This is a genomic window from Brachybacterium sp. Z12 (assembly GCF_014400405.1).
In the GTDB taxonomy this organism is placed as follows: domain Bacteria; phylum Actinomycetota; class Actinomycetes; order Actinomycetales; family Dermabacteraceae; genus Brachybacterium.
The window spans coordinates 2,980,188-2,993,470 of the sequence record NZ_CP060496.1 but is presented as its reverse complement, the minus strand read 5'-3'; the positions used below and the strand labels follow the sequence as shown (position 1 = coordinate 2,993,470).

Here is a 13,283-nt window from a genome sequence, read left to right as displayed (position 1 = left end):
GGCGCTCACCAGCTGCCCGAGCCGGCAGCGGGGAGCAGCACGGTCAGACGGGTGCGGCCGATCTTCAGCAACGAACGGTCATGGAGCGCGACGGGCGTGCGGATCCGCTCGCCGTCGACGAAGGTGCCGTTGGTCGAGCCGAGATCGGTGGCGATCAGGGTCGAGTCCTCCTCGGCGCGGAGCTCGAGGTGGTGCCGGGAGACTCCCGTGTCGTCGAGGATGATGTCGGCGTCGCCGCCGCGACCGATCACGGTCACCGGCCCGGTGAGGAGGTACTGCTGCCCGTCGATCTCGATGATCGGGCTGCCGCCGGCCCCTGCCGCCGCGGCGCCGGTAGCGGGCGCGACGCTGCCGCGCTCGGTGCGGGACTCGGTCTCGAAGCGGCCCACGCGCACCTCGTCATCGTTCTCGAGCATCACGGTCACCGCGCCGACGAACATGTAGCGCTGCTTGTCCGCGTGCTCGGTGAGGACCCGCTGCAGCTCGTCCAGCAGGGTGTCCTGCCAGGAGCTGAAGCGGTCGAAGTCCTGGGAGTGCAGGTAGACGGTGTAGACGTTGGGGGCGAGGGTCCGGGTGCGGTCGAGCACCTGGATCTGGTCATCGCACTCCCGCTTGAGGCCCTGCGCCAGGTCCAGGGGCTTGAGCTGCCCGCGACCGGGCGAGAAGACGCTCGTCACGCCGCGATCGAGGCCGCGCTCGATCCGATCCAAGATCCCCACGGTGGTCCTTCGCTCTCGCTGTGGCTGGCAGGTGCGCGAGCGGCATCGGACCGGGCCGTCGCAGGACGAGGGTCGACGAGGCTGCTCGCCCCCAGATCGTATCGCGAGAGCAGGTCGATGCCGGGCCCGCCGGGCGGGGAGGCGGCGAGGGATTCGTGCAGGGGTCGTGAAGACGGGGAGTGCGTCTGCTGGCCCGTGTGCCATATTTGGGAGCGTGGAGACCGAGACCCAGCCCGAGATCCCCGTCGACATCGACTTCGCGCACGCCCTGGGGGTGTCCGACGCCGAGCGTCCCTTGCACGTCCAGGGCGACGACACCCGGGTGTGGGACCTCGCGAGCGTCTCCAAGCCCCTTGCCGCACTCGGCGCACTGATCGCCGTGGACCGTGGCCTGGTCGACCTCGACGAGCCCGCCGGGCCGGAGGGCGCGACCGTGCGCCACCTGCTCGCCCACACCGCCGGCTACGCCTTCGACGGCGACGAGGTGGTGGGGGCGTCGGCACCCGCCGCATCTATTCCAACACCGGCTTCGAGGTGCTCGCAGCCCACCTCGAGGACGCCACCGGCTACGACTACGACGACTGGATGGAGCAGACCGTCGTGCAGGGCCTCGATCTCGTCGACCTCGAGGTCGCCGGCTCGCCGGCCGCCGGCTACCGCGGCTCGATCCGCGACCTGCTGGCCGTGGGCCGGGAGCTGCTGGCCCCCACCCTGATCCCCGAGGAGCTCTGGCGCGAGGCGACCGGCGTCCAGTTCCCGGGACTGGCCGGGATCCTGCCCGGCTACGGACGCCAGAAGCCCAACGACTGGGGGCTGGGGTTCGAGATCCGAGGACAGAAGGACCCCCACTGGACCGGAGCGAACTCCTCCCCGCAGACCTTCGGGCACTTCGGGCAGGCCGGCTCCTTCCTCTGGGTGGACCCGGCAGCAGGCCTCACCGCCGCCTTCCTCGGCGAGAAGCCCTTCGGGCCGGACCACGTGAAGATCTGGCCCGGGCTCACCGACGCCATCCTCGAGCGCTTCGCCGACAGGGGCGGAACCGTGCGATGAGCGCCCTGGACGTGCTCGACGATTTCGGCTTCGAAGCCGCCGCGATCGTGCTCGGCGCCGAGGGGGAGCGGGAACGGAGCGGCGACGTCGAGCTGATCCGTCCCTGGCGCTCGGTCACCAAAACGCTCACCGGATACGGCGCGGCCCTCGCCCTGCAGGAGGGGCGCGTGGACCTCGAGGACGAGGCCGGCCCGCCCGGTGCGACGCTGCGCCACCTGCTCACCCACAGCTCGGGGTGCTTCTACGACTCCGAGCGCACCCTCCAGGCCCCCGGCCTGCGACGCCACTACTCCAACTACGGCATCGACGAGGCCGCCCGGCACATCGAGCGCGCGATCGGCCGCGACTACGGCGACTGGATCCAGGAGCGGATCGCCGGACCGCTCGGCATGGATTCGCTGGAGTGGAGCGGCTCAGCGTCCGTCGGCGCCCACGGCCCCCTCACCGACCTCGCGCTCTTCGCGGCCGAGCTGCTGCAGCCCACCCTGCTGGAGCCGCGCTGGCACGCCGAGATCACCCGTGCCCAGTTCCCCGAGCTGGTGGGCATCATGCCCGGCTTCGGGAAGCAGGATCCGAACCCCTTCGGGCTCGGCATCGAGGTGCGCGGCACCAAGTCCCCGCACTGGACCGGCGCCCGCAACAGCGAGGGGACCGTGGGCCACTTCGGGATGCGCGGCACCGCCTTCTGGGTGGACCCCGCCGCCGGGCTCGCGCTGGTGGTCGGCACCTCCCACGACTTCTGCGATGCGCACCGCGAGGTCATGCCGCGCCTCGCCGATGCCGTGCTCGAGGCGCACGGGGGCTGAAGGGGTGGCGGTGCCCCGTGCCCCTTCGGTCAGCTGCCCGTCCGCCTGCGCCCTTGGCCCCCATCGGCCGTTCCCCGTCGGCCGCCCCGCACCCCGCCACCGGCCGCCCCGCACCGGCCGCGTTGCGAAAAGTTCCATGATCTGGCACTTTTCCCTGCGTCGCGAAGGGGTGCTGGGAGCCGCGTGACGAAAGGCTCCATGTCAACGGTACTTTTCGCGACGTGGCGGGGTCAGGGGCCCGACCGAGGCCCAGCGGGGCGGGCCCCAGGCCCGCACCGGCCCGCCGCCTCAGGTGTTGTGGACCAGCGGGCCGGTGGGGTCGCGCCAGCCGGCGAGCACCTCGAGCATGCGCACCAGGCGCACCGTGGCCTCCACGTCGTGCACGCGCAGGATCCGGGCTCCGTGGCGGATGGTCCATGCCGCCGCCGCGAGCGAGCCCTCCAGGCGCTCCTGCTTCGGCAGGCCCAGGGACTCGCCCACGAAGTCCTTGCGCGACAGCGCCGCCAGCAGCGGCAGCCCGAGCGAGGCGTACTCCTCGAAGCCGCGCAGCATCTCCAGGGTCTGCAGGGTGTTCTTGTTCAGGTCCGGTCCGGGATCCAGCACGATCCGTTCCCGCGGGATCCCCGCCGCAAGAGCCCGCTGCAGACGATCCGCGAGGAAGGCCCGCACCTCGGCCACCACATCGTCGTAGTGCGGCCGGGGCAGGGCGCAACGGGGCCGCGCCGCCGAGTGGGTGATCACCAGCGAGGCCCCGGTCTCGGCGACCGTGGCCGCCATCTGCGGATCCGAGAGCCCGGTGGTGTCGTTGATGAGGTCCGCCCCGGCCGCGATCGCGGCGCGGGCCACCGCGGCGTGGAACGTGTCGACCGAGAGCAGCACATGCTCGGGCAGCTCCCGGCGCAGAGCTGCGAGGACCGGCACCACCCGGTCGATCTCCTCCGCCACCGGCACGGGGTCGCCGGGCGCGAACTTCACCCCGCCCACATCGATCAGCTCGGCGCCCGCCCGGCCGGCCGCGAGCCCCGCGCCGACCGCGGCCTCCAGGCCCCAGGTGCGGCCCTCGTCGAAGAAGGAGTCGCGGGTGCGGTTGACGATGCCCATCACCAGCACCCGGCGGGCGGTGTCAGGCAGCGGTCGGGGAGCGTGCGGGGAGGCGGGTGGGCTGTCCAGCGTGGTCACGGAAGGGAGAGCTAGAGAGTGGAATCCGATCCGGGAGCCCGGCTTGCCGAGGCCCCGTCGTACGCGTTGTCCATGGTCCGTTCCTCCGCAGTTCAGGCCGGGTTGGCCCGTCTTTGAAGGGTGCCCGGCCTGCACTACGTTAAGAGCGGACACGGACTTGCACAATCCGGCTGCGGTGTCCTTCGCATGCCGGGACCTCGACCTGATGGAGGACTCACGAGATGAAGATCGTCGTCGCCGGCGGAGATGGATTCTGCGGCTGGCCCACTGCCCTGTACCTCTCGCAGAAGGGCCACGACGTCACCATCGTGGACAACCTGGTGCGTCGCGACATCGACGACGAGCTCGGCTCGAACTCGGTGACCCCGATCCTGCCGCTCGAGGAGCGCGTGGCGGTCTGGAAGGAGGTCTCCGGCAAGGACATCGCCGTCGAGATCGCCGACCTCACCGACTATGACGCTGTCGCGAAGGTGTTCCAGGAGATCCAGCCCGAGGCGTTCGTGCACTTCGCCGAGCACCGCTCCGCCCCGTACTCGATGATCGACCGCGAGCATGCGATCGAGAACCATCGCAACAACATCGAGGGCACCCTCAACGTGCTGTGGGCGATCAAGGACTTCGCCCCCGACTGCCACCTCGTCAAGCTCGGCACCATGGGCGAGTACGGCCAGCCGAACATCGACATCGAGGAGGGCTGGCTCGAGGTCGAGCACAAGGGCCGCAAGGACCGCCTGCCGTTCCCCAAGCAGCCCGGCTCGTTCTACCACCTCACCAAGGTCCACGACAGCGACAACATCATGTTCGCCTGCAAGATCTGGGGCATCCGCGCCACCGATCTGAACCAGGGCGTGGTCTACGGCCTGGAGACCGACGAGACGCGCCTGGACCCGCGCCTGGTCAACCGCTTCGACTACGACGCCGTGTTCGGCACCGCGCTGAACCGCTTCATCGTCCAGGCGGCCATCGGCCACGACCTCACCGTCTACGGCAACGGCTCCCAGACCCGCGGCTACCTCGATATCCAGGACACGGTGCGCTGCATCGAGATCGCCTGCGAGAACCCCGCGGACGTCGGCGAGTTCCGCGTCTACAACCAGTTCACCGAGCAGTTCTCGGTCAAGGAGCTGGCAGAGAAGGTGCAGAAGGTCGCCGCGGATCTCGGCAACGAGGTGGAGGTCTCCTCCATGGAGAACCCGCGCGTGGAGAAGTACGACCACTACTACAACGCGGTCAACACCAACCTGCTCTCGCTGGGCCTGGAGCCGCACCTGCTGACCGACGAGCATCTCACCGAGGTCATCAAGGTTGCGATGAACAACACCGACCGGGTCAAGCGCGAGCTGGTCATGCCCACCGTCACCTGGAAGTGACCGCCACCCCGTGAAGATCGCGATCGTCACGGAGACATTCCTGCCCTCCGTCGACGGCGTGGTGACGCGCCTGCGCCACGCCGTCGAACGGTTCAGGGACCTCGGCCACGAGGTCATGGTCATCGCCCCGGATCTCGGCGTCACCGAGCACCACGGGGCGCGGGTGGTGGGGGTCAAGCCCGTGACCCTGCCGTTCTACAAGCATCGGCGCTTCACGCTGCCGAACCCCACTGTGGACGGCATCATCCGCGGCTTCCATCCGGACGTGGTCCACGCCGCGCAGCCGCTGCTGCTGGCTTCCTCCGGGGCATTCGCCGCGCACCGGCAGCGGATCCCGCTGGTCGCGAGCTATCACACGCACATCCCGCGCTACCTGGACCTCTATCGGGCTTATCGCTGGGGCAAGCGCCCCGTGTGGTGGCAGATCAGGCGCAACCACGCGCTCGCCGATATCAACATCGCCACCTCCGAGACGATGCGTGCCGAGCTCGAGTCCCAGGGCATCGAGAACCTGCACGTGGTGCGCCGAGGGGTGGACACGCAGACCTTCCACCCCCGCTTCGCCTCCGCGCAGATGCGTGAGCGCCTCACCGAGGGACACCCGGGCAAGAAGCTGCTGGTGTTCGTGGGCCGCCTCGCGGCGGAGAAGGAGATCCACCGCCTGCGCACGATCATGGGCCGACGCGACGATGTGGCTCTCGCGATCGTGGGCGACGGCCCCTACCGGCGCGAGCTCGAGCAGCTGTTCGCCGGCACCTCGACGCTTTTCCCCGGATTCATGGAGGGGGGAGCTCGCGAGCGCCTTCGCGAGCGCCGACGGGTTCATCTTCCCCTCGGTCACCGAGACCCTGGGCCTGGTGATCCTCGAGGGCATGGCCTCCGGGCTGCCCGTGGTCGCGGCCCGCTCAGGGCCGACGATGGAGCAGGTCACCGACGGGGTGAACGGGCTGCTCTGGGACTCCGGGGACGACTCGACCCTCGACGCGGCGCTCGAACGGCTCGCGGACCCGCAGCTGCGCACCGCGATCCGCACCGAGGCCCGGGCCGAGGCGGAGAAGTTCTCCTGGGAGAACGCCTCGGACGACCTGCTGCGCTACTACGAGATGGCGATCGAGAAGCACCGATGAGCACGACCCCCACCACCCCCGCGCCCGCCGGCCACGTCGCCGCGCTCACGGCGACATCGTCGGTCCCGACCGCTGCGATGGACCGACCGCAGCCTGTCGTCCTGGAGAACCAGCGCGTGCGCCTCGAGCCCCTCGGCCCGCAGCACGTCGAGGGGCTCAGTGCCGTGGTGGCCGACGGGGAGATCTGGCGGATCCCCTACGCGCCCCATGTGCCGCCGCCGGAGCAGGTCGCCGATCGCGTCGCCGCCCAGTGCGCCTCCGACGAGGCTGGCAGCACGGTCTCGTGGGCCGTGCTCGAACGTGACAGCGGACGGGTCATCGGCCACACGACCTTCCTGAACATCTCGCTTAGAGATCGTCGCCTCGAGTTGGGCACCACCTACATGGCCGGCTCGACCCACGGCACAGGACTGAACGCCGCGACGAAGCTCGCCCTGCTCACCCATGCCTTCGAGGAGCTCGGCTGCCTCGGTGTCGAGTTCCGGGTGCACCACCTGAACATCACCTCGCGCCGAGCCGTCGAGCGCCTCGGCGCGCAGCAGGACGGCATCCTGCGTGCGCACCGGATCATGCCCGACGGCACGATCCGCCACACCGTCGTCTACTCGATCCTCGCGGACGAGTGGACCGGTGTGAAGGCGTCCCTGGAGCACCGCCTGCGCCGCTGACCGCTGACCGCTGTTCGCTTCTCGCAGAGCTCTGTCAGACGGGCAGGGCATGACCGAGGCCCGGCCCCGCGTGCTGCGGGACCGGGCCTCGGCGAGCCGGTGTGGAGCCGGATATTCGGCTCAGCGGTAGGTGACGAACCCGGTGGGGCTGCCCCAGATGCCGCGCTCGACGACCTGCTGCTGGGAGCCGGAGGCGTCGATGATCTGACCGTCGCCTGCGTAGATCGCGACGTGGCCGGGCCACACCACGAGATCGCCGGGCTGCGCCTCGGACTGGGAGATGCTGCGGCCCTGGGATGCGAGCTCGCTGCTGGTGCGCGGCGCGTCGATGCCGGCGGCACCGTAGGCGTAGGCCACCAGGCCGGAGCAGTCCATGCCGCTGAGCGAGGAGCCGCCCCAGCTGTACGGGCTGCCGATCGCGGAGCGGGCGGCGTCGACGATCGAGCTGCCGCTCGCGGAGGAGGCGCTCGCGGGAACTGCGGAGGCTCCGGCGGAGGGGATGTCGACGGGAGCGGGCCCGGAGGAGTCGCCGCCGAGCGCGCCGTGGGTCTCGGGACCCACCACACCGTCGACCTGGAGGCCGTTCTCGGACTGGAACGCCTGGACCGCATCATCGGTCATGGAGCCGAAGTAGCCCGTCTCGGGCAGGTCGGCGCCGTGTGCGTTCAGCGAGGCCTGCAGCGTCTCGACGCTCTGGCCGGAGTCGCCCTGGCGGAGCTTCCCCTGGGACGCCGAGGAGGAGCCCTGCGAGGTGGTCTCTGCGGGAGCGGACTGGCTGGTGCTGGGCGCCTCGTCGGCACCGGCGAGAGCCGTGTCATCGGCCATCGCGGAGGAGCCGCCGCCGAAGGCGGCGCCGAGCAGGACGGTGCCCAGGACAGCGCTGCCGCCGAAGGCGCGTGCTGCGCGGTGGGAGGTGGTGAGTGGAGTGATGGCTCGGCCGGCCGAGCGGTGCGTGTTCTGATGCGCCATGGAGGCTGGTCCTTCTCGCGTGCTGCTGGTGGTCTGGTGCATCCCGCGACGGGGCTCTCGGGGAGCGGCGAGGCTTCTGAGGGACCGGTGCCCTCAGTCGGGGCGTCCGGGGATGCGTCATCAACGCTAGGAGCAGCTCCCGCTTTCCAGAACCGACTTGAACGGGCCGAAGAGAGGGATTTGTCGACCATTGACCTGCGGGCGGCCGAGATGCCCGGGACCTGGTGTGACTTGACCTCCGCGGATGGCGTGGGGCACATGTGCTGAGCAGGTCGGGAGGAGGGTCGGGGCTCTGATCGCATTTCGAGGAGGTGGGGGCCCTCGCATGAGGAGGGGTCTGTTGACCGGGTCGTGTGACCTGGTTCGCACGCCGTCATCCCCTCGTCATCTACGGACGGTGACTATGACGGCTTATGACGCAATTCTGGCGTCGGCTCGTGCCGCGCCGTCATGATCGGCGACATGACCAGCACTGCCACTGCACCCGACCTGAGCCCGGCTCCCGGGACCGATGCCGACGCGACGCCCGCGCGCGGGCGTCCGAACGGCGTGCGCCTGGACCAGGTCGCACGCTCCTTCGACATCGCCCAGGGTCGCCATGACGTGCTGCGCGGCCTCGACGTCGAGCTCGGCTCGGGCGAGATCGTGGCCGTCGTCGGCCCCTCCGGCTGCGGGAAGTCCACCCTGCTGCGCCTGATCGCGGGCCTGGACCGGCCCAGCTCCGGCGTGATCCGCATCGGCGGCACGGCGCTCACCGGCACCGATCCGCGCACCGCCGTGGCCTTCCAAGAGCCGCGCCTGCTGCCCTGGCGCACCCTCGAGAAGAACGTGGCGCTCGGCCTGCCTCGCGGGACCGGAAGGACGGAGGGCCGCGAGCGGGTGCGGCACCTGCTGCAGCTCGTCGGCCTCGAGCACGCTGCCGAGCTGCGACCCCGCGAGGTCTCCGGCGGCATGGCCCAGCGCGCCTCCCTCGCCCGGGCACTGGCCCGCAGCCCCGAGGTGCTCCTGCTGGACGAGCCCTTCGGCGCACTGGACGCCCTGACCCGCCTGCGCATGCAGGACCTGCTGCTGGAGATCCACGCCGCCGAGCCCACCACGATCCTGGTCGTCACCCATGACGTGGAGGAGGCGCTGTATCTCGCCGACCGGGTGCTGCTGCTGCGCTCCCTGCGCGAGGAGGGGCCCGAGGCCCGCTCGCTCGCCCGCGTCGTCGATGTGCCCGGCACCCGTCCCCGCGACCGCGCCGATCACACCCTCGCCGAGCTGCGCGTCCACCTGCTCGAGGGCCTCGGCGTGACCACCCACCAGACCACCACCGCATCCACCACATCCACCACATCCACCACCACGGAGTTCCCCTCATGACCCACCGCATCAGCCGCCACCGCCACCGCCCTCGGACTCACCGCCGTGGCCGGGATGGGCCTGGCCGCCTGCGTGCCGGGCGAGGGCTCCGAGAACACCGCCTCCTCGGGTGGCGAGGGGAGTGGAGCACCAGCACGCTCACCCTCGACTGGGCCACCTACAACCCGCTCAGCCTCGTGGTGCGCGAGCAGAAGCTGATCGAGACCGCGCTCGGCGACTCGGTGACCGTGGAGTGGGTGCAGTCGGCCGGCTCCAACAAGGCCAACGAGTTCCTGCGCTCCGGCTCCGCGGACATCGCCTCGACCGCCGGCTCCGCCGCGCTGCTGGCGCGCGCGAACGACTCCCGATCAAGGTCATCGGCATCTACTCCCAGCCCGAGTGGGCCGCGCTCGTTGTCGGCGAGGGCAGCGACATCTCCTCGCCCGCGGACCTCGCGGGCCGGGCCGTCGCCGCCACCCCCGGCACCGACCCGTACTTCTTCCTGGTCCAGGCCCTCGCCGAGGCCGATCTGGGCATCGAGGACATCGAGCTGCAGCCGCTGCAGCACGCCGACGGCCGCTCCGCTCTCGAGGGCGGCAGCGTCGAGGCCTGGTCCGGGCTGGACCCGATCATGGGCGCCGCGGAGGTCGAGTCCGGCGCGCAGCTCGTCTACCGCAACGTCGACTTCAACACCTACGGCTTCCTCAACGCCACCGAGGACTTCATCGACCACCACGCCGACGTTGCCCAGGTGGTCGTGGACGCCTACGAGGAGGCCCGCACCTGGGCGCTTGCGAACCTCGAGGAGACGGCGCAGCTGCTCGCCGACGCCGCCGGCATCGACCTCGAGGTCGCCACCACAGTGATCACCGAGCGCTCCAACCTCGACGTCTCCGGCGTGCCGGGCGAGGACCAGCTCGCGGTGCTCGAGGCGATCTCCCCGATGCTCGCCGACTCCGGTGACGTCGCCGGTGGGGCCGACGCGGTCGAGCAGGCTCGCGCCGAGATCATCCACGACGCCTTCGCGCTCGCCGCCGGTGGAGGCGCAGTGAGCGCCCCGACCGACATCCCGCTGCCCACCTCGACGGGACCGGCGACCGCTACCGCCACGCCGGACTCCGGGGCGCCGCCCCCGCCGTCGGCCGCCGCTCCGCGTTCTGGGACCGCACCGGCGTGCGCCTGGCTGCCGGGGCGGTGCTGCCGCTGATCATCCTGGCCGCCTGGCAGATCGTGACCGCGACCGAGCTGGTGCCCGCCTACCGCCTGCCCGGCCCGCTGACCGTGCTGCAGGCCGCCGCCGAGCTGATCGAGCGGGGCGAGCTGGGCCTGCACATCGCGATCTCCGTGCAGCGGGTGCTGCTCGGTTTCGTGATCGGCTCCGTCATCGGCCTGGCCGTCGCCGCGATCGTGGGTCTCTCCCGCGCCGGGGACGCCCTGCTGAACCCGACCCTCGCAGCCCTGCGCGCGGTCCCGTCGCTCGCCTGGGTGCCGCTGCTGATCCTGTGGCTGCAGATCGGCGAGGAATCCAAGATCACGCTGATCGCGATCGGTGCGTTCTTCCCGGTCTTCACCACCGTCGCCGCGGCCCTGCGCCACATCGACCCCCACCTGGTGGAGGCCGGGCGCTGCTTCGGCCTGCGCGGCTGGTCGCTGTTCCGCACCATCCAGCTGCCGGCGGTGGTGCCGTCGGTCGTGTCCGGGCTGCGCCTCGCGCTCGCCCAGGCCTGGCTGTTCCTGGTCGCCGCCGAGCTGATCGCCTCCTCGATGGGCCTGGGATTCATCCTCAACGACTCCCAGCAGAACGGCCGCGTAGACCGGATCCTGCTCGCCATCGTGCTGCTCGCGCTGCTGGGAAGCCTGACCAATGCCGTGCTCGGCCTCGCCGAGAAGAAGCTGTTGAGGAGGTGGGCATGAGCATCACCGAGACACTGCCCCACGAGGAGGCGCGGCTCGTCGAGTCGCGCACCTACCCCGCGCCCGCGGGCACCTGGAACGTGGACGCGAATATCTACGACGCCGCGGAGGCGGACCCGATCGTCTTCTGGGAGGAGGCCGCGCGGCGCTTGACTGGGCCGAGCCCTGGCACACCGCCCTCGAATGGGAGCCGCCGGTCCCCGATCCCGCCACCGGCGAGCTGAGCGTCCCCGCGGCCCGCTGGTTCGTGGGCGGGCGGCTGAACGTCGCCGAGAACTGCGTGGACCGACACGTCCGGGCCGGCCGCGGCGCGAAGGTCGCCCTGCACTTCGAGGGCGAGCCGGGGGACCGTGAATCCGTCACCTATGCGGACCTCCAGCGGCGCGTGAATCAGGCCGCGAACGCCCTCACCGACCTCGGCATCGTCCCCGGCGATCGCGTGGTCGTGTACCTGCCGGTGCTGGTGGAGACCATCGTCATCGCGCTGGCCTGCGCCCGCATCGGGGCCGTGCATTCGCTCGTCTTCGGCGGCTTCAGCGCCGAGGCGGTGCGCTTCCGCCTCGAGGACACGGCGGCGAAGCTGCTGGTCACCTCCGATGGGCAGTTCCGTCGGGGAAGGCCGTCGAGGTGAAGTCCGCCGCGGACGAGGCCGCCCGCGACCTGCCGCACCTCGAGCACGTGCTGGTGGTGCGCCGCACCGGGCTGGAGATCGCCTGGACCGAGGGCCGGGACGTGTGGTGGCACGAGAGCGTGGGCGCCGCGAGCGAGGTGCACGAGGCGCAGAGCTTCGACGCGGAGCATCCGCTGTTCATCATCTACACCTCCGGCACCACCGGGAAGCCCAAGGGGCTCGTGCACACCTCCGGCGGCTACCTCACCCACACCTCGTGGTCGCACTGGGCGCACTTCGATGCCAAGCCCGACGACGTCCACTGGTGCACCGCCGATCTCGCCTGGGTCACCGCCCACACCTATGAGATCTACGGCCCGCTCTCCAACGGCCTCACCCAGGTCATCTACGAGGGCACCCCGGGCGAGCCCACCCGCGAGCGCCATCTCGAGATCATCGAGCGCCACGGCGTGACCGTCTACTACACCGCCCCCACCCTGATCCGCACTTTCATGTCCTGGTTCGGGGCGGAGCTGCCGACCGGGCACGATCTGTCCTCCCTGCGCCTGCTGGGCACTGTCGGCGAGGCGATCAACCCCGAGGCCTGGGTGTGGTTCCACCGCACCTTCGGCCGGGGCGAGCTGCCGATCATCGACACCTGGTGGCAGTCCGAGACCGGCGCCTCGATGCTGGTGCCGCTGCCCGGGGTGACCACGCTGAAGCCCGGCTCCGCCACCGTGCCGCTGCCCGGCATCGACATGGCCGTGGTCGACGAGCACGGCGAGGAGGTCCCCGCCGGGGTGGCGGGCACGCTGGTGGCCCGTCGGCCCTGGCCCGGCATGGCCCGCACCGTCTGGGGCGATCCGGAGCGGTACCGCGACTCCTACTGGCGGGACTACGCCGGCTGCGGCGAGCACGGCGGCTACTACGTCGCCGGGGACTCCGCCACGGTCGACGCCGACGGATGCTTCTGGATCCTCGGCCGCCTTGACGACGTCGTCAACGTCTCCGGGCACCGCCTGTCCACCATCGAGATCGAATCCGCGCTGGTCGCGGACCCGAGCGTGCAGGAGGCGGGCGCCGCAGGCGTGGATGACGCTCTCACCGGGCAGGCCGTGGCGGTGTTCGTGATCCCCTCGGCTCTGCCCGCTCTGCCCGCCCCGCCCGCTCTGCCCGCCCCGTCGGCTGCTCCCGCGATCGATCCGGCCGCCCTGCGCGCTCGGGTGGCCACCGAGATCGGACCGATCGCCAAGCCCCGCTTCGTGATCCCCGTCCCGGACCTGCCCCGCACCCGCTCCGGCAAGATCATGCGCCGCCTGCTCGCCCAGCTCCTGCACGCCGAGCGGGACCGCCGCGCCGGTCGGCCGCCGGCCCCGCTGGGAGACATCACCTCCCTGCAGAACCCGGAGGCCGTCGCGGCGGTCGCCGAGGTGCTCGCCGCCCTGCCGGCGGAGGACCCGGCCGTCGCACCGCCCGCCTGAACCGTCCCGCCCATCCTTTTCCGCACACCCCACACCCCGGAGGACC

Annotated in this window: 10 protein-coding genes and 4 pseudogenes; 11 read left to right on the top strand and 3 right to left on the bottom strand. The window is 71.2% G+C overall.

Translation table 11 applies throughout. From position 1 onward, the window contains the following. Positions 1-5: 5 nt before the first annotated feature. On the bottom strand, positions 6-719 hold the full coding sequence (locus H3H54_RS15880) for a DUF3662 and FHA domain-containing protein (protein WP_262424617.1): 714 nt from the start codon (positions 717-719) through the stop codon (positions 6-8). Position 720: 1 nt separating this feature from the next. Here H3H54_RS15880 and H3H54_RS19170 point away from each other — a divergent pair. The 3 genes and pseudogenes from H3H54_RS19170 to H3H54_RS15865 form a co-directional block, all read left to right on the top strand. After that, a pseudogene (locus H3H54_RS19170) lies at positions 721-1,143 on the top strand (serine hydrolase); the annotation flags it as partial. Beyond that, the gene (locus H3H54_RS15870; RefSeq protein ID WP_316249061.1) at positions 1,044-1,769 is read left to right on the top strand and encodes a serine hydrolase domain-containing protein; all 726 of its coding nucleotides are present in this window, start codon (positions 1,044-1,046) and stop codon (positions 1,767-1,769) included. The pseudogene H3H54_RS19170 and the gene H3H54_RS15870, both read left to right, overlap by 100 nt. After that, positions 1,766-2,575 carry a serine hydrolase gene (locus H3H54_RS15865; RefSeq protein WP_262424615.1) on the top strand — a complete coding sequence of 270 codons (810 nt, stop codon included), beginning with the start codon at positions 1,766-1,768 and terminating at the stop codon, positions 2,573-2,575. The genes H3H54_RS15870 and H3H54_RS15865 overlap by 4 nt, the downstream gene beginning before the upstream one ends. 288 nt (positions 2,576-2,863) lie before the next feature. Here the strand turns inward: H3H54_RS15865 and folP are convergent, their stop codons facing one another. Further along, complete coding sequence (gene folP / locus H3H54_RS15860; RefSeq protein ID WP_262424614.1) at positions 2,864-3,754, bottom strand: dihydropteroate synthase; 891 nt, start codon at positions 3,752-3,754, stop codon at positions 2,864-2,866. Between the two features lie 221 nt (positions 3,755-3,975). Between folP and H3H54_RS15855 the strand changes: the two genes are divergently transcribed. The 4 genes and pseudogenes from H3H54_RS15855 to H3H54_RS15840 all read left to right on the top strand — a co-directional run bounded on the left by H3H54_RS15855 (position 3,976) and on the right by H3H54_RS15840 (position 6,919). Next, positions 3,976-5,124: an NAD-dependent epimerase/dehydratase family protein gene (locus H3H54_RS15855; protein ID WP_262424613.1), complete on the top strand. Its 1,149-nt coding sequence runs from the start codon at positions 3,976-3,978 to the stop codon at positions 5,122-5,124. 10 nt (positions 5,125-5,134) lie between these two features. After that, positions 5,135-5,608, top strand: a pseudogene (locus tag H3H54_RS15850) (glycosyltransferase); the annotation flags it as partial. 205 nt (positions 5,609-5,813) lie between these two features. Further along, complete coding sequence (locus tag H3H54_RS15845; RefSeq protein ID WP_262426510.1) at positions 5,814-6,251, top strand: glycosyltransferase; 438 nt, start codon at positions 5,814-5,816, stop codon at positions 6,249-6,251. After that, positions 6,248-6,919 carry a GNAT family N-acetyltransferase gene (locus tag H3H54_RS15840; protein ID WP_262426509.1) on the top strand — a complete coding sequence of 224 codons (672 nt, stop codon included), beginning with the start codon at positions 6,248-6,250 and terminating at the stop codon, positions 6,917-6,919. Before H3H54_RS15845 ends, H3H54_RS15840 begins: the two co-directional genes overlap by 4 nt. A 120-nt stretch (positions 6,920-7,039) precedes the next feature. On the opposite strand, the gene H3H54_RS15835 is transcribed toward H3H54_RS15840, so the two are convergent. Further along, complete coding sequence (locus tag H3H54_RS15835) at positions 7,040-7,888, bottom strand: C40 family peptidase (protein ID WP_262424612.1); 849 nt, start codon at positions 7,886-7,888, stop codon at positions 7,040-7,042. Positions 7,889-8,350: 462 nt separating this feature from the next. Between H3H54_RS15835 and H3H54_RS15830 the strand changes: the two genes are divergently transcribed. The 4 genes and pseudogenes from H3H54_RS15830 (at position 8,351) to acs (ending at position 13,237) form a co-directional block, all read left to right on the top strand. Further along, on the top strand, positions 8,351-9,253 hold the full coding sequence (locus H3H54_RS15830; protein ID WP_262424611.1) for an ABC transporter ATP-binding protein: 903 nt from the start codon (positions 8,351-8,353) through the stop codon (positions 9,251-9,253). A 54-nt stretch (positions 9,254-9,307) separates the two neighbouring features. Beyond that, positions 9,308-10,274: pseudogene (locus tag H3H54_RS15825) on the top strand (aliphatic sulfonate ABC transporter substrate-binding protein); the annotation flags it as partial. Positions 10,275-10,405: 131 nt separating this feature from the next. Continuing rightward, positions 10,406-11,146 carry an ABC transporter permease gene (locus tag H3H54_RS15820; protein WP_395962948.1) on the top strand — a complete coding sequence of 247 codons (741 nt, stop codon included), beginning with the start codon at positions 10,406-10,408 and terminating at the stop codon, positions 11,144-11,146. Further along, positions 11,143-13,237, top strand: a pseudogene (gene acs / locus H3H54_RS15815) (acetate--CoA ligase). Before H3H54_RS15820 ends, acs begins: the two are co-directional and overlap by 4 nt. The last annotated feature ends 46 nt before the right edge of the window (positions 13,238-13,283 follow it).

What these genes read in the sequence shown, in the direction of transcription:
- H3H54_RS15865 (WP_262424615.1), top strand. Translation starts at nt 1,766, where the DNA reads ATGAGCGCCCTGGACGTGCTCGACGATTTCGGCTTCGAAGCCGCCGCG.
- H3H54_RS15840 (WP_262426509.1), top strand. Translation starts at nt 6,248, where the DNA reads ATGAGCACGACCCCCACCACCCCCGCGCCCGCCGGCCACGTCGCCGCG.
- H3H54_RS15830 (WP_262424611.1), top strand. Translation starts at nt 8,351, where the DNA reads ATGACCAGCACTGCCACTGCACCCGACCTGAGCCCGGCTCCCGGGACC.
- H3H54_RS15855 (WP_262424613.1), top strand. Translation starts at nt 3,976, where the DNA reads ATGAAGATCGTCGTCGCCGGCGGAGATGGATTCTGCGGCTGGCCCACT.
- H3H54_RS15835 (WP_262424612.1), bottom strand. Translation starts at nt 7,888, where the DNA reads ATGGCGCATCAGAACACGCACCGCTCGGCCGGCCGAGCCATCACTCCA.
- H3H54_RS15845 (WP_262426510.1), top strand. Translation starts at nt 5,814, where the DNA reads ATGTGGCTCTCGCGATCGTGGGCGACGGCCCCTACCGGCGCGAGCTCG.